This is a genomic window from Sediminispirochaeta bajacaliforniensis DSM 16054, assembly GCF_000378205.1.
Classification (GTDB): Bacteria; Spirochaetota; Spirochaetia; order DSM-16054; family Sediminispirochaetaceae; genus Sediminispirochaeta; species Sediminispirochaeta bajacaliforniensis.
In genome coordinates this window covers 113,469-126,324 of sequence record NZ_KB899415.1, presented here as the reverse complement: position 1 = coordinate 126,324, position 12,856 = coordinate 113,469, and the positions used below count along the sequence as shown (strand labels likewise).

The window sequence follows — 12,856 nt, the reverse complement described above, 5'->3', positions numbered from 1 at the left end:
TTATCGTTACCAAGCCACATCAAGTAGAAAGTGTATCGCCAAAGCAGGTACCCAGCGCGCGTGCCTTCCTCAAAAGAGGAAGATCACCGGGAACAAGTTTTAACTTCCCCGCTACTTCGGAAAGAGGGATACCTTCTACGTGCTGATCATGGAGGGCAACCATCACACCGAACTCCCCACGTGAGGCAAAATCGGCGGCCTGAGCTCCGAAACGGGTTGCAAGAATACGATCGGCCGCGGTAGGAGAGCCTCCCCGTTGGATATAACCGAGGATGGTCTCTCTCGTCGGCATGCCGGTCTCTTCCTGAATCATTTTTGCGATGTAGTTCGCGGCACTTTTTTTCTTTTTCTTCTTTTTAGGAAAATCTATTCCCTCTGCGACAACAACGATCGAATAGGGTTTTCCCTGACGATTACGCTCGGTTAGATAGTCGCTCACAACCGATTCATCGTAGGGAATCTCCGGAATAAGAATAAGATCCCCTCCCCCGGCAATCCCTGAATAAAGGGCGAGCCAGCCCGCATGGTGTCCCATTACCTCGATCACCATGATCCGCTTGTGGCTGTTTGCGGTGGTATGGATCCGATCAAGGGCTTCGGTCGCAACCATCATGGCGGAATCAAAGCCGAAGGAGAGTTCGGTTCCCCACACATCGTTGTCAATTGTTTTTGGAATGCCAATGATATTCAAACCATAGTCGGAAAGCTTCGACGCCGTTTTCATGGTCCCGTTGCCGCCGATACAGACCAAACAATCAAGCCCGAGCTTTTTGTAATTGTCGAAAATAATATCGGGTTTACTTCGAATATATTCGCCGTAGGATTGGTCCTTGAAGGGTTTTTCCCTGCTTGTACCAAGGATGGTCCCACCGAGGGTCAGAATACCTGAAAGGTCCAGCTCACTTAAATTTCTATATTCAAGCTCAATCATGCCGAGGAAACCGGACGAGATACCATACACATCCATGCCGTAGGTAAGCACCGCAGCCTTTCCCACTCCGCGAATGGCCGCATTCAGACCGGGGCAATCGCCACCAGCCGTAAGGATTCCAATCTTCATTCCTCACCTCTCGTTCCCATAGTGTATCCGATCCGGCGCTGCCTCTCAACGGGAGCCATTCCCAACTAACGGATTTCTAACAGTATCGCTTGTCTCAAGTATCTTGAAAAAAAAGGTAAACTTCCACCTCACACTACCGATATCTAATATGAAGGACAAGGATGTCCGCTTCACCATTTCAAGGAGGATTGCATGATTATCAATCACAACATGAGCGCCATCTTCGCTCAGCGCCAGAACAAGTTCAACAACTTCAATGTCGACAAGAACATGGAAAAGCTCTCTTCTGGACTTCGTATAAACCGTGCCGGCGACGATGCATCAGGACTTGCCGTAAGCGAGAAAATGCGTAGCCAGATCAGGGGCCTGGTCCAGGCGGAACGAAATGCCCAGAACGGTATCTCTTTTATACAGAGTACAGAAGGGTATTTGCAGGAAACTCAGGATATTCTTCAAAGGATGAGAGAATTGGCTGTCCAGAGTTCCAACGGTGTATACACCGATGAAGACCGCATGCAGATTCAGGTCGAAATCAGCCAGCTGGTCGACGAAGTCAACAGAATCGCAAGTCATGCACAGTTCAATGGCATGAACATGCTTACCGGCCGTTTTGCGCGGGAAACCGGAGAGAATTCGGTAACCGCAAGCATGTGGCTCCACATCGGTGCCAACATGGATCAGCGGGAACGCATTTTCATCGGCACCATGACCGCCCAGGGACTCGGGATTCAGGGACTCGGAGCCATGGCTCACGCCGCTACCTTCATCTCCATGTCGACCCCCGACAGCGCCAACATTTCGATCTCCGTAATTGATTCGGCCCTTCGGAAGGTCAACAAGCAGCGTGCGGACCTCGGAGCCTATCAGAACCGTCTTGAGCATGCTACCAGGGGTCTGGCTGTAGGTTCTGAAAACCTGCAGGCGGCTGAAAGCAGAATCAGAGACACCGATATGGCAGATGAGATGGTTAGATACACAAAGAACCAGATTCTCGTCCAGTCTTCAACTGCCATGCTTGCCCAGGCAAACACGAAAACCCAGTCGGTTCTCCAGCTGCTCCAGTAACACAAAGTGGAACACGAATCGAAGGACCGGCATTCCTGCCGGTCCTTTTTTTCGCTTGACACAAAACAAGGCTGGCTGATAAGAAAATAAAGATGATTCGGAAAAACTTTGCTTTACCCAAGAATATACGCTTATTCGGTGAGATCTTTTTTCAACGGGGTCGTGAATGCTATCTTGTCGGCGGTGCTGTACGCAATATGGTTGCCGGCTGGAAACCAAGTGATTGGGATTTCGCCACCGATGCCCCCCCCGCCGAGGTAATTTCGATGTTTCGCCGTGTCATTCCCACCGGAATAAAACATGGGACGGTAACGGTTCTTTTCAAGCAGGAAAAATACGAGGTAACCACCTTCAGAATCGATGCGGATTACAGCGACGGCAGGCGTCCTGATGCGGTGACCTATACCGGCGATATTTATGAAGATTTATCCCGACGGGATTTTACCATCAATGCGATGGCCATCAACCTGAATACCGGAAAACTTATCGATCCCCATGACGGCCGAGCCGATATCAAGCGTAAGCTGATACGGGCCATAGGAGATCCCCAAATTCGTTTTGCCGAAGACGGTCTGCGTCTCTTACGGGCCTGTCGATTTACCGCCCAACTTGGTTTTCGACTTGAGGAGCAGACAGAAAAAGCGCTCAGCTCCTGCCGCTTCCAGCTTTCCAACGTTTCTTTGGAACGGATACGCGACGAGATCGTCAAAATGCTCGATGCCGAAAAACCTTCCATAGGTTTCCTGGTAATGGAAAAGAGCGGTATCTTGTCCGATATTCTACCGGAACTCTCACGCTGCCGCGGAATCACCCAAAAAGGATTTCACAGCTTCGATGTTCTCGATCATAGTCTCTACGCCTGTGACGGTGCGCCGGCCGATAGACTTCTCATTCGTCTTGCGGCACTGTTCCACGATACTGGCAAGGCCGTCACGCTATCGACCGATGAAGATGGCTTTCCCACCTTCCATCGTCATGAGATCGAATCGGAAAAGATTGCACGAGAAATCATGCAGCGGCTTCGTTTTTCCAACGCCCAAACCGATACGGTGTGTCACCTCGTAAAACATCACATGTTCTACTACACCGACGATTGGAGCGATGCCGCAGTACGCCGTTTCATCTCCCGGGTCGGAAGGGAGCATATCAACGATCTTTTTGCGTTGCGGCTGGCCGATCAGTACGGCATGACGGCAAGAACAATGGAAGCAACCAATCTTACGTCCTTCGCTAAACGGATTCAAGCGGTTCTGGACAAGGATACGGCACTTACGCTCCGAGACCTTGCTGTCAATGGAAAAGATTTGATGAAAGAGGGAATTCCTGCGGGCCCACTGCTGGGAACCATTTTGGATCAGCTTCTGGAAGCCGTTCTCGATGACCCTGAGATGAATAAAAAAGAGAGGCTCCTCGCCATAGCAAAGAGCCTCCATCAACAAATTGATTAAAGGAACGATCCGACAGACGTCCTAATCTTCTTCGCCGGTTAGCTTGCGATATGCCAAGCCGGCGGCATGTTGCTCTGCCTCTTTCTTGTTTTTTCCCTTTCCCGGACCGTAGACCTTTCCGTCGATCTTTACTTCGATCCAGAAGGTTCTATCATGATCCGGTCCCGTCTTTTTCACCAGTGAGTAACGAGGATAACTTTTAAACTGCTTTTGCACATATTCCTGCAGAAGCGTCTTGTAGTCCTTTTTGTGCCGATTCTCAAGAACCTTATTGATTTCAGGAATCAGGTATTTCAAAACAAAAGAACGTGCGGCCTTGAAACCGGAATCGAGATAAAAAGAACCGATAATAGCTTCCATACAATCGGCGAGAATCGCTTTTTTGTTACGACCTCCCGAATATTCTTCCCCTTTACCAATCAGAATATAATTATCAACCTTAATCTTACGGGCGATTTCGGCAAGGCTGTCTTCACTTACAACAAAAGACTTTACCCGTGCAAGATCGCCTTCAGCCTTATCGGGAAGAAGTGCAAAAAGATATTCACTGACTACCAGCCCTAAAACACTGTCGCCAAGGAATTCGAGTTTTTCGTTGTTGTCGATATTACTCCCCTGTTCGTTTGCAAAAGAACGATGGGAAAAAGCAAGGTTCAGGAATTCGAGCTTCCTGAACCTGATACCAACATGTTTTTCAAATAGCTGCAACTCCCTCTTACGCTCCGCACTGATCGGAGGCGCATCGAGCGGCTGCATCTTCGGAAGAAGACTCACGGCCGTTTACTTCGACTGGCTTCGCAGGAACTCCACTGCATCGCCGACAGTTTCGAACTCATTTGCCTTCTCATCGGGAATAGTAATTTTCATCTCTTCCTCTATGGCATAAACCAACTCATAGGTATCAAGGCTGTCGGCACCAAGATCCTGTCGAAAAGAAGCCTCCATGGTAACCTTTTCGGGCTCCACTTCAAGCTTTTCGGAAATAAGCTTTTTTACTTTCTCAAACAATTCGTCCATATGCTTCTCCTTACTTACGCCATATCCTGCAGTTCAAGAACTTGCTTACCCCGATAATGTCCGCACTTGGGACAAACGTGGTGGGGAAGTACCATATTCCCGCAGGTTGTGCACTCAATAAGCCCCGGGGCCTTCAGCTTCATGTTAGCCGATCGCCGGGATCTGGATCGAGCTTTGGAAGTCTTATATTTGGGTACTGCCATTATATCCTCTCCTTCCGGTAAGAATTATCGTGTTACAACAGTCAAAAGAGCCTACCGCATATACGCCCCCCATGTCAACTACTCCGCAAATCACCGCTGATGACGCTCCTTTAGGGCCTTTACGACCAAAGGAGGAACCATCGATGAAACATCACCGCCGAAATCGGCAATCTCCTTGATAGCGGAAGATCTCAAGACAAAGTATTTCGGGTCGGTGGGCATAAACATGATCTCAAGATCCGGAGCAAGCCCCTTATTGGTCATGGCCAGTTCAAATTCATAACCGAAATCGGCGAGGGCTCTTACGCCTCTGAGCATGACCTTCACATCGTGTTCGGCCGCAAATTCAACAACGAGCCGATCCCAGAGGACCGCCTCGACGTTGCCATAGGGAGCCAGGAGCTCCTTCATCATCACAAAACGCTCCTGTTCACTGAAAAAACAGCTTTTTCCTCTATTCACCGCTATAACAACATAGACCTTTTCAAAAATTGCTGCTGCTCTGGTGATGAGGTTTAAATGCCCGTTTGTAGGGGGATCGAAGGTCCCCGGAAACATTGCTTTCAACATGATAGCAAAGTCTATGATATCAGCCAGCGCCCGTCAATAAGATAGCGAAAAAGGGTTTTGACAAACAGGGCCCAGCTCGGTACACTTGTGGTAATGATGAAAATGATTATACGTATGAAAAGGCCTTTTCATACATTGTGGCTGTTGGTCACACTGATGCTGGTGCTATTGATAGTCGCTTCCTGTGCGGGTAACAAAGCAGTAACCGAGGTGCAGGAACCTCCCAAGGTTCCGGTCGTTCAGGAACAGCCTCCTGTACAGGAGCCGCCAAAGCCCCAAACACCGGCAAATGGCCAAGCAGAATCGGAATTTGTTCTCTCAGAGACGGCCTACAAGGAAACAAAACGAGATTTATCCGATCTTGTTCAGGAATTGAATAAAATTATTGCAGCGAAGGACTATGAAAGGTGGCTGACGTATCTGACGAAGGAATATAGAGACTATTACAGTGATCCCACCGTTCTACGTGCACAATCAGAAGCTCCCCTTCTCAAGAAATATAATGTTGTTTTACGTTCTTTAAAGGACTATTTTCATTATGTAGTCGTAGGGAGCAGGCAGAATGTACGACTTGACGAGATAAAGGCGCTGGATGAAAACCGCGTACGGGCTTATATGTACGTAGACAACACGCCGGTAATCATTTATGAACTGCAAAAGGTCGACAACCAATGGAAGATCGGCATCATCGAATAAACCACGGAAAAACGGAGTATGGTATGAAGAAGAGTATGGCATTTTGGGGCTTAATCGTTTCGGCAATGGTTCTGTTTGCCCCGATAAGCCTCTTTTCCCAGGAACAGGACAAGAGTAAAGATGCGGCTGGGGAGGAGAAAGAGAAAACGGTCGAGGATATCTTTCTGCAGAGTGTCGAACTGAAAATCATCGGCGAGCTTGCTTTCAGTTCCGACCGGGATATGAAAGTTGAGGCCTTGGATAGTCTCGAAGAGATGATCAATGACGGAAGGGTTCAAGAGGGAGACGAAGAGGTCCACTATATCCTTGATGCCCTTTCTCTCGAAGGCACAGGGGCTCAGTACCGGGAAAACGGCCGTATGATCAACAATTTCCCGGAGATCCGACGCCGTGCCTGCGAGCTGTTGGGGAAAATGGGCGGTATAAAATCAAAGGATTCTTTGATCAACATACTTCTCAATGATGAAGAGCCAATGGTTAAGGCGGAGGCTGCCTATGCTCTCGGTTCAATCGGTTATAACGAGAACAATCAGGTAACCGAAGCCCTTGCATTCTCCATTTTGAATGATGATATCATGACCCCGGATAATAACTTTGCTTTTGCTTCGCTACTTGCGTTTGAAAAGCTTCTGGACAGCAATGATACTTTAAACGACGCCTCTGTCTATCGAGCCCTGGTCCGTATCTCTTCAGGGAATTACATCAGACCAGTCAAACAAAAGGCACAGGAAGTCATTAAAAAGCTTCAGCAATTATAACCATCTACTCCTTTCTTTTACGATACATAAAAAAACTCCGCCAAATATCTGCGGAGTTTTTTTTATGATCGATCCAATGTTACGTCACATCCTCGAGCAGCTCACGAAGCCATATTTCCTCGGCCTCCATCATCAACTCCATTTTTCTGACAAGAAACTTCTTATAATGGAGCGAATCAGATCCCGAACTCTTCGCAGAACCACCACGGAGCAAAGAAAGACGCTTTATCGTTTTTTTATGCAAGTTACGAATGGCGGAGGCAAGCTCATCCCGTTTCATTCGTTCGGCAAAAAAGAGGCTGAGAGAAAACTCATCTTTGATGGAGGTCTGTATCTTTTTATCTTCACCGAAAAGCCAGCGATTAAAAAGAGCCTTCCCTTTTTCGGTTATCGAATAGACACGTTTGTCGACCGCTTTCTTACCCTGAACAACTTGTACCGTCACAAGGTTATCACCAGTCAAACGGCGGAGCGTGGGATAAAGCTGTCCGTAAGAAATGGGCCAAAGATCTCCCATTGTTTCTTCAAAACGATGCTTGATCTCATAACCATAACAGGGCTCTTCATCAAGAAAACCCAAAATCGCGTACTTCAATGACATATAGCAACCGGCATCCTACCTGCGAACCGCCTTACCCAGCTCCTTTCGCCATTCGGCGATCCCATTTTGCTCTTCCACCGCAATTTTTTTCCGAATAGAAAATCGCTTACCACCAGAACCATTATGATATCGTATTATACCAAAGGTTCCCTGACCGAGATAGCAAATTTTCTCGTTAGGGCCCAACTCCTCTTCTTCTCCCAACTTCTTGAGAATGCAATCAAAGTGTATGGGCTCCCGCTTTTCGCCATACTCTATGGCGGTGTATACATACTTTATCGGCTTACCGCAAACCGAGCATACCAGGTCGAGCTTCGGCCGCTGCGGTTTACGACTCCGATTTCCCCGTCTGCCGCGCCTTCTTTTGCCTGTACTCTTATTCTGGCGTTTCTGTTGTTCTTCCAAGGCTATTCTCCGTTTAAATGAAGCAATTCTTTCGTAATGACAAGTGCAAGAGACTCGATGGCACCATTGATATACCGCTGATCATTGATCTTCCGTTTCAGCTCTTCGATCTTACGCGGATCAATTTTTCTCTGTTTACGGCTCATACCATCCCCGTTTCACTAAAAACATCCGTCAGGTGTGTTATTATTCCTGAAGCATCAAGAAATAAAAAATCGAAAGAAATCCGGTCTTTATCAAAGCTTGCATGTTTGGCAAGATATCCCCTCGAAGCTGCAATAATCCGTGCTTGTTTTTTCGCATTAAGCGCATACTCCAGATTTTCCATACCATATGCCTTCCAGCTTTTCACCTCAACGAAATGGATACGATCATCCTTTCCGGCTATAATATCGACCTCTCCACCACCGAAACGATAGTTTCTCGCAAGAATCTCATACCCATTATCCAGAAGAAAATGCACCGCATGCTCCTCCCCCTTCCTGCCCAGGGCGACACGATTCACGAAGCGTTCTCAAGCTCACGGGGATGCACGGCGCGGGCAATAAAAGCATCGGGAGTTACTAGGAGATCGACCTCACGCTGTCTTCCAGAAACAAGCCTCTCGCCATCGCTGTTAACCAAAACACGCACCACAGGGCGCAAAGGAACATCCCTGTGATTTCGTATGACCTTACCGACGCTCCCGTCCTGCAGAATAACCACACTTCCGGGGGGATAGACTCCCATACTCTTGATGAAGACCTTCAGAATATCTGAATCATACCTTCGCCCATTATCATTTAAGACCTGGCGGACCGCTTTATAGCCTATCATCGACCCTCGATATGGACGATCGCGAATCATTGCCTCATAAGCATCTGCAACAGAGATAATTCTGGATGCTACAGGGATTTCTTTTCCGGTTAAGCCCTTTGGATACCCCTTACCGTCCCAGCGCTCATGATGAAGAAGGACAATTCTTCCCACTTCTTCGGAAAGTCCAAGCTCTTTTGTAATGATTCTGTAGGAGTGAATAGGATGGGCCATAACCGCTTTCATCTCATCTTCTGTCAAACGCTCTTTCTTTTCGACAATGGCACGAGGTATTCTTGTCATGCCAATATCGTGAAGAAAAGCTGCCAAAGCAAGATTCATCAAGCGGTGCCCAGGAAGATTAATGCGTTGTCCTATGGCCATGGAAAGAATCATACAATTGATGGCTCCACCGGCATAACGGCTTTCGGTTTTACTCTGGCGAAAGGTCAATCCCATGGCATCGTCAACGGAGTCGCGGAGGGCGGGATAATAACTAGCCATCAATTCATCGACTGCTCCCGCATCAAGGCCGCTTCCCTGTTCGGCATCAACATAGAACTGATCTGCAATGGTCAAGGCATCGGAATAGAGTTGGAGTAGCTTTTTCCCGATATTACCGTCGATCGAAGATATCTGCTGCTGAAAATCCTGCTCAATGATGGGAGAACCGTCGCTGGTGACAACCTCGACCTCCCAACGTTTTAATCGTTCAATATCTTTTTCGCGGATTACCACCCCTTCAGGGACCAGGAGACTCTCTTCATCAATATAAACGGGGGCAGAAAACTGCATACCGTCCTGAAGCTCACTGACTTTATATTTTTTCATGCGCCTTCCCGTAATTTCCAAACAAAACTGTAGATTTCCGCAACAACTTCATAGAGGTCTTCCGGAATGACCGCTTCAAGATCAAAGAGATAAAGCCGCTGTACAAGTTCCTCGTCACCCATTACAGGCACACCATGTTTTTTGGCAAGGGCAAGAAGCCGCTTTGCCGCTTCACCACTTCCCTTGGCGGTAATCCGCGGTGCAGAATATGTGTCTCTATCATATGCAAGAGCTATGGCTTTTTCAAGCATCCTTTTCTTCACACCAAAGCATCAAAACCTCCCGGCCCCTTTTCATCAGGGAAATCACAACCGTCGAACCCTTCCATACTTTTAATATCGTCAAAACGAATCCCAAGGTTATCCAATTTTTTCTGAAAATCTGCAAGCAGACGATGATCCAATCGATTCAAACGATCCTCCGGCAAAAAAGCCGAAAGTCTCAAGCTACCGTCGGCAGGCTCCACAATAAAGAAAAACCGTTCTGCCTCACAAAGACGAAGGTCGAGAACAGCACGGCTAAAATTCACTGCAGGAGGCATGCCCTTAAAACGAATTCGTAAAACACCTGAAAGATTATCTTTCCCCTCACGGAGTTCGGGAAGGGGAAAAAGCATCCAATGATCTTCCCCACGTCCTTTTAGCTGGTTAAAGAGGGTAAGGAGAGAACCCTCCTTACAGGAATCAGTGATCACCTCTTTCAAAAGCTCCGGAGAGAAAGCCCTCTCGCGACGCCGACGGTGTTGCCTTCGTTTCTCTTGTCCCCCATCGCCACCGAAATCGAACAGAGGCAGAAGCGTATGATAGGCATTTCCTGCCCCGGGATCAATGTCCTTTCCAAGTAACAACGAGATGAGTCGGGTACCAAAACGATCGCTTTGGAAGCGGCGAAGCAGGCTCACAACCTCATCCACCAACGCCCCTCGAAGCGGAAGAGCCGCGGCCGTGAGGATTCGCACCACGTCCATCGAAAGCTTACTGCCCGCAGCATTGCTAAACATATCAGTCACACTACCGGAGCGGGTAAGGGCATTAAGTTTCAATCGTACCTGACCATTGGAAACATGCAGAGAAGCCCCATATCGCCGTCCCTTTTCAAGGATTACATCAGAAGAGACTTGCAACCGTTTTCCTTCCAAAAGAATGGTCCACTTACCCTTCCCATCTGTATCAAGAACCTCAAAGGAGACAAAAAGACCGGACCGCACCATCGGGTACAATCCGGCTTGTGTTAATACAGACTGAGGGATAACAAGTGAGGACATGAGCCAGGCTTATCTGGCAGCCTCGCTTGCCTTTTGTCCCTTCTTTTTGATCAGCTCGCGTACCTTTGAAGCCTTTCCCACACGATCCCGTATATAGTAAAGCTTTGCACGGCGAACCCGCCCATGGCGTACCAACTCAATCTTTTCGATCTTCGGGCTATGAAGAGGAAATACCCTTTCCACTCCCACTCCGTACGACATCTTGCGCACGGTAACGGTTTTTCTGACACCGCCGTTGTTCATAGCGATCACCAAGCCTTCATAGACCTGAATCCGCTCGGTCTGTCCCTCAACAATCTTGTAGTGGACCTTCACCGTATCACCGATGCGGAAATTCTCGCGTCCTTCGGTAAGCTGCTCTGCTTCGATCGTTTTTATCACATCCATTGCCGTCCCCTTTCGTATTTCCTTTTCAATACGTATTCGTTCTGTCCTCGTCCCCACTGCGTTTCAGCAGTTCGGGTCTATTTGCCGCCGTCTTTTCGATACGTCGCTGGTGACGCCATCGAGCAATCTCGGCATGGTGGCCGGATAGCAGTATATCCGGAACCGCAAGACCGCGGAATACCTGCGGTCGCGTATAATGCGGATATTCCAGCAAATCATCGGTAAAACTCTCTTCCTCGAGTGATTCGCCGCTGATAACCCCGTCGACAAGCCGATAGATCGCATCGATCATAACCAAACTTGCAACTTCACCGGAAGAAATCACATAATCTCCGATAGAGAGCTCGTCATCGACATAGAGATCGATTATCCGCTGATCGATCCCCTCGTATCTTCCGCAGATAAAAACAAGCTCTCCCTCTCTGGAGAGTTCACAAGCCTTTTCCTGCGTAAAGGGCCTTCCCGAAGGCGTCGGAAACACGACCCGCTTGTCCGCCGCATCCACCGAATCCAGAGCACCGGCAAGAGGTTCGGCCTTTAGGACCATTCCAGCCCCGCCGCCGTAGGGTGCATCATCACAGGTTCTGTGACGATCAAAGGCAAAATCTCTCACATCAACCAGACGAAGATCAATCAAACCTCGCTCAACAGCCTTTGCCATGATCGACGAAGAGAAAAACCCTTCAATAATCTCGGGAAAAAGCGTCAGAACGGTAAATTTCATTCCAACAATCCCGGTTCCAGAAGCTCCACAGCCCGGGAAACAAGATCCACGGAACCGACAAAGTGCTTCTGAAAGGGAACAATCCGTTTTCCCGCATCTGTCTTGACCTCCAAAAGGTCAGAAACACCGTTCTCAACGATCGAAACAATCGTTCCCACCTCCGATCCTCGGCACACCACCGTACAGCCTATAAGATCGGAATAGTAATATTCGTCTTCCCGCAGGGCCGCTCCAAGCTCTTTTGACACGATCATATCGGCACCGGCCCAGAGCTTTCCCTCTTCGGGAGAATCGATTCCCCGAAGCTTCATCAACAGATCACCGCCGGCGACCCGAACAGATTCAACGACAAAAGAGCGCACACCACGCTCACGTTTCAATACCACTTCCTTAAGAGCAAGAAAGTGGCCGGTCTCTCCGGAAAGACTTCGTACCTTCAATAAGCCGCGGACCCCATGTGAGGTCCGCACCTTACCAATAACAACCGTATCCATCAATCGAGGATCTCGAGCACAACCCTTTTACCGGTTTTGGTAGCCGATGCACTAAGTATCGTTCGTACCGCCTTAGCAATCCGGCCGTGTTTTCCAATCACCTTTCCGATATCATCCTGAGAAACCCGTAGTTCGAGAATAGTGGATTTCTCACCCTCAATCAAATTCACTTCCACCCCGTCGGGATCGTCAACAAGGGACTTTGCAATATACTCAACAAGATCTTTTTCCACGTTTCTAACTCCCAGGGCGACGGCGCCGTTTAACGTTCGATACGGATTTCCCGGCTGTTGAGCAGCTTTCTGACCGTATCGGTCGGCTGCGCGCCTTTGGAAATCCATCCCTTGATCTTTTCCTCATCGAGTCGAAGCTGACGGTCAGCATTCTCGATGGGATGATAGAGACCAACCTCATCCAGAGTCCGGCCGTCTCGGGGAGCCCTGGAATCCATAACGACAATTCGATAGTAGGGCCGTTTCTTGGTCCCGAACCGCTTCAGTCTTATTTTAACACTCAACTAGAACCTCCTAACGCGTTC

At 48.5% G+C, this 12,856-nt stretch carries 21 protein-coding genes; 4 read left to right on the top strand and 17 right to left on the bottom strand.

All coding sequences use genetic code 11. From position 1 onward, the window contains the following. Positions 1-19 precede the first annotated feature (19 nt). Entirely contained in the window at positions 20-1,060 is a 1,041-nt protein-coding gene (locus F459_RS0111070; protein WP_020612785.1) for an ATP-dependent 6-phosphofructokinase, read from the bottom strand. Between the two features lie 192 nt (positions 1,061-1,252). Here F459_RS0111070 and F459_RS0111065 point away from each other — a divergent pair, with 192 nt between their 5' ends. Then, on the top strand, positions 1,253-2,125 hold the full coding sequence (locus F459_RS0111065) for a flagellin N-terminal helical domain-containing protein (protein WP_020612784.1): 873 nt from the start codon (positions 1,253-1,255) through the stop codon (positions 2,123-2,125). Between the two features lie 92 nt (positions 2,126-2,217). Continuing rightward, positions 2,218-3,573, top strand: coding sequence for a CCA tRNA nucleotidyltransferase (locus F459_RS0111060; protein WP_020612783.1), 1,356 nt, complete (start codon positions 2,218-2,220; stop codon positions 3,571-3,573). Between the two features lie 21 nt (positions 3,574-3,594). Here F459_RS0111060 and rnc read toward each other — a convergent pair whose 3' ends face one another. The 4 genes from rnc to coaD form a co-directional block, all read right to left on the bottom strand. After that, entirely contained in the window at positions 3,595-4,329 is a 735-nt protein-coding gene (gene rnc / locus F459_RS0111055) for a ribonuclease III (RefSeq protein ID WP_033301605.1), read from the bottom strand. A 24-nt stretch (positions 4,330-4,353) separates the two neighbouring features. Next, positions 4,354-4,590 carry an acyl carrier protein gene (gene acpP / locus F459_RS0111050; RefSeq protein WP_013254478.1) on the bottom strand — a complete coding sequence of 79 codons (237 nt, stop codon included), beginning with the start codon at positions 4,588-4,590 and terminating at the stop codon, positions 4,354-4,356. Between the two features lie 14 nt (positions 4,591-4,604). Further along, complete coding sequence (rpmF, locus tag F459_RS0111045; RefSeq protein ID WP_013254477.1) at positions 4,605-4,793, bottom strand: 50S ribosomal protein L32; 189 nt, start codon at positions 4,791-4,793, stop codon at positions 4,605-4,607. A gap of 90 nt (positions 4,794-4,883) precedes the next feature. Next, positions 4,884-5,363 (bottom strand): pantetheine-phosphate adenylyltransferase, encoded by a 480-nt coding sequence (gene coaD / locus F459_RS0111040; RefSeq protein WP_020612781.1) that lies wholly within the window; start codon positions 5,361-5,363, stop codon positions 4,884-4,886. Between the two features lie 93 nt (positions 5,364-5,456). On the opposite strand from coaD, the gene F459_RS0111035 reads away from it, so the two are divergent. Together F459_RS0111035 and F459_RS0111030 are read left to right on the top strand one after the other, a co-directional pair. Further along, positions 5,457-6,059: a hypothetical protein gene (locus F459_RS0111035; protein ID WP_245540152.1), complete on the top strand. Its 603-nt coding sequence runs from the start codon at positions 5,457-5,459 to the stop codon at positions 6,057-6,059. 23 nt (positions 6,060-6,082) lie between these two features. Further along, the gene (locus F459_RS0111030) at positions 6,083-6,817 is read left to right on the top strand and encodes a HEAT repeat domain-containing protein (RefSeq protein WP_020612779.1); all 735 of its coding nucleotides are present in this window, start codon (positions 6,083-6,085) and stop codon (positions 6,815-6,817) included. 79 nt (positions 6,818-6,896) lie between these two features. Here the strand turns inward: F459_RS0111030 and F459_RS0111025 are convergent, their stop codons facing one another. The 12 genes from F459_RS0111025 to rpsP all read right to left on the bottom strand — a co-directional run bounded on the left by F459_RS0111025 (position 6,897) and on the right by rpsP (position 12,835). Next, positions 6,897-7,418 (bottom strand): PadR family transcriptional regulator, encoded by a 522-nt coding sequence (locus tag F459_RS0111025; RefSeq protein ID WP_020612778.1) that lies wholly within the window; start codon positions 7,416-7,418, stop codon positions 6,897-6,899. Between the two features lie 15 nt (positions 7,419-7,433). Then, complete coding sequence (locus F459_RS0111020; RefSeq protein ID WP_020612777.1) at positions 7,434-7,823, bottom strand: hypothetical protein; 390 nt, start codon at positions 7,821-7,823, stop codon at positions 7,434-7,436. Positions 7,824-7,825: 2 nt separating this feature from the next. Next, positions 7,826-7,969 carry a hypothetical protein gene (locus F459_RS24135; protein WP_013254471.1) on the bottom strand — a complete coding sequence of 48 codons (144 nt, stop codon included), beginning with the start codon at positions 7,967-7,969 and terminating at the stop codon, positions 7,826-7,828. Further along, complete coding sequence (locus tag F459_RS0111010; protein ID WP_020612776.1) at positions 7,966-8,328, bottom strand: YraN family protein; 363 nt, start codon at positions 8,326-8,328, stop codon at positions 7,966-7,968. The genes F459_RS24135 and F459_RS0111010 overlap by 4 nt, the downstream gene beginning before the upstream one ends. Beyond that, positions 8,325-9,449 (bottom strand): HD-GYP domain-containing protein, encoded by a 1,125-nt coding sequence (locus F459_RS0111005; RefSeq protein ID WP_020612775.1) that lies wholly within the window; start codon positions 9,447-9,449, stop codon positions 8,325-8,327. Before F459_RS0111005 ends, F459_RS0111010 begins: the two co-directional genes overlap by 4 nt. Then, on the bottom strand, positions 9,446-9,712 hold the full coding sequence (locus F459_RS0111000) for an EscU/YscU/HrcU family type III secretion system export apparatus switch protein (RefSeq protein WP_020612774.1): 267 nt from the start codon (positions 9,710-9,712) through the stop codon (positions 9,446-9,448). Before F459_RS0111000 ends, F459_RS0111005 begins: the two co-directional genes overlap by 4 nt. Beyond that, positions 9,709-10,659: a hypothetical protein gene (locus F459_RS0110995; protein WP_020612773.1), complete on the bottom strand. Its 951-nt coding sequence runs from the start codon at positions 10,657-10,659 to the stop codon at positions 9,709-9,711. Before F459_RS0110995 ends, F459_RS0111000 begins: the two co-directional genes overlap by 4 nt. Before the next feature lie 63 nt (positions 10,660-10,722). Continuing rightward, positions 10,723-11,100, bottom strand: coding sequence for a 50S ribosomal protein L19 (rplS, locus tag F459_RS0110990; RefSeq protein WP_013254466.1), 378 nt, complete (start codon positions 11,098-11,100; stop codon positions 10,723-10,725). A gap of 25 nt (positions 11,101-11,125) precedes the next feature. Then, positions 11,126-11,824 carry a tRNA (guanosine(37)-N1)-methyltransferase TrmD gene (gene trmD / locus F459_RS0110985; protein WP_020612772.1) on the bottom strand — a complete coding sequence of 233 codons (699 nt, stop codon included), beginning with the start codon at positions 11,822-11,824 and terminating at the stop codon, positions 11,126-11,128. Continuing rightward, complete coding sequence (rimM, locus tag F459_RS0110980) at positions 11,821-12,318, bottom strand: ribosome maturation factor RimM (RefSeq protein ID WP_020612771.1); 498 nt, start codon at positions 12,316-12,318, stop codon at positions 11,821-11,823. Before rimM ends, trmD begins: the two co-directional genes overlap by 4 nt. Beyond that, positions 12,318-12,551, bottom strand: a complete 234-nt coding sequence (locus F459_RS0110975; RefSeq protein WP_013254463.1) for a KH domain-containing protein — start codon at positions 12,549-12,551, stop codon at positions 12,318-12,320. The genes rimM and F459_RS0110975 overlap by 1 nt, the downstream gene beginning before the upstream one ends. 29 nt (positions 12,552-12,580) lie before the next feature. Next, complete coding sequence (rpsP, locus tag F459_RS0110970; protein ID WP_013254462.1) at positions 12,581-12,835, bottom strand: 30S ribosomal protein S16; 255 nt, start codon at positions 12,833-12,835, stop codon at positions 12,581-12,583. Positions 12,836-12,856: the final 21 nt, after the last annotated feature.

Excerpts from the sequence above, each read along its gene's own strand:
- F459_RS0111060 (WP_020612783.1), top strand. The coding sequence starts at position 2,218 with ATGATTCGGAAAAACTTTGCTTTACCCAAGAATATACGCTTATTCGGT.
- F459_RS0111005 (WP_020612775.1), bottom strand. The coding sequence starts at position 9,449 with ATGAAAAAATATAAAGTCAGTGAGCTTCAGGACGGTATGCAGTTTTCT.
- F459_RS0111065 (WP_020612784.1), top strand. The coding sequence starts at position 1,253 with ATGATTATCAATCACAACATGAGCGCCATCTTCGCTCAGCGCCAGAAC.
- trmD (WP_020612772.1), bottom strand. The coding sequence starts at position 11,824 with ATGAAATTTACCGTTCTGACGCTTTTTCCCGAGATTATTGAAGGGTTT.
- coaD (WP_020612781.1), bottom strand. The coding sequence starts at position 5,363 with ATGTTGAAAGCAATGTTTCCGGGGACCTTCGATCCCCCTACAAACGGG.
- acpP (WP_013254478.1), bottom strand. The coding sequence starts at position 4,590 with ATGGACGAATTGTTTGAGAAAGTAAAAAAGCTTATTTCCGAAAAGCTT.
- F459_RS24135 (WP_013254471.1), bottom strand. The coding sequence starts at position 7,969 with ATGAGCCGTAAACAGAGAAAAATTGATCCGCGTAAGATCGAAGAGCTG.
- rimM (WP_020612771.1), bottom strand. The coding sequence starts at position 12,318 with ATGGATACGGTTGTTATTGGTAAGGTGCGGACCTCACATGGGGTCCGC.
- rnc (WP_033301605.1), bottom strand. The coding sequence starts at position 4,329 with ATGCAGCCGCTCGATGCGCCTCCGATCAGTGCGGAGCGTAAGAGGGAG.
- rpmF (WP_013254477.1), bottom strand. The coding sequence starts at position 4,793 with ATGGCAGTACCCAAATATAAGACTTCCAAAGCTCGATCCAGATCCCGG.
- F459_RS0111070 (WP_020612785.1), bottom strand. The coding sequence starts at position 1,060 with ATGAAGATTGGAATCCTTACGGCTGGTGGCGATTGCCCCGGTCTGAAT.
- rplS (WP_013254466.1), bottom strand. The coding sequence starts at position 11,100 with ATGGATGTGATAAAAACGATCGAAGCAGAGCAGCTTACCGAAGGACGC.
- F459_RS0110995 (WP_020612773.1), bottom strand. The coding sequence starts at position 10,659 with ATGGTGCGGTCCGGTCTTTTTGTCTCCTTTGAGGTTCTTGATACAGAT.
- F459_RS0111025 (WP_020612778.1), bottom strand. The coding sequence starts at position 7,418 with ATGTCATTGAAGTACGCGATTTTGGGTTTTCTTGATGAAGAGCCCTGT.
- F459_RS0111030 (WP_020612779.1), top strand. The coding sequence starts at position 6,083 with ATGAAGAAGAGTATGGCATTTTGGGGCTTAATCGTTTCGGCAATGGTT.
- F459_RS0111035 (WP_245540152.1), top strand. The coding sequence starts at position 5,457 with ATGATGAAAATGATTATACGTATGAAAAGGCCTTTTCATACATTGTGG.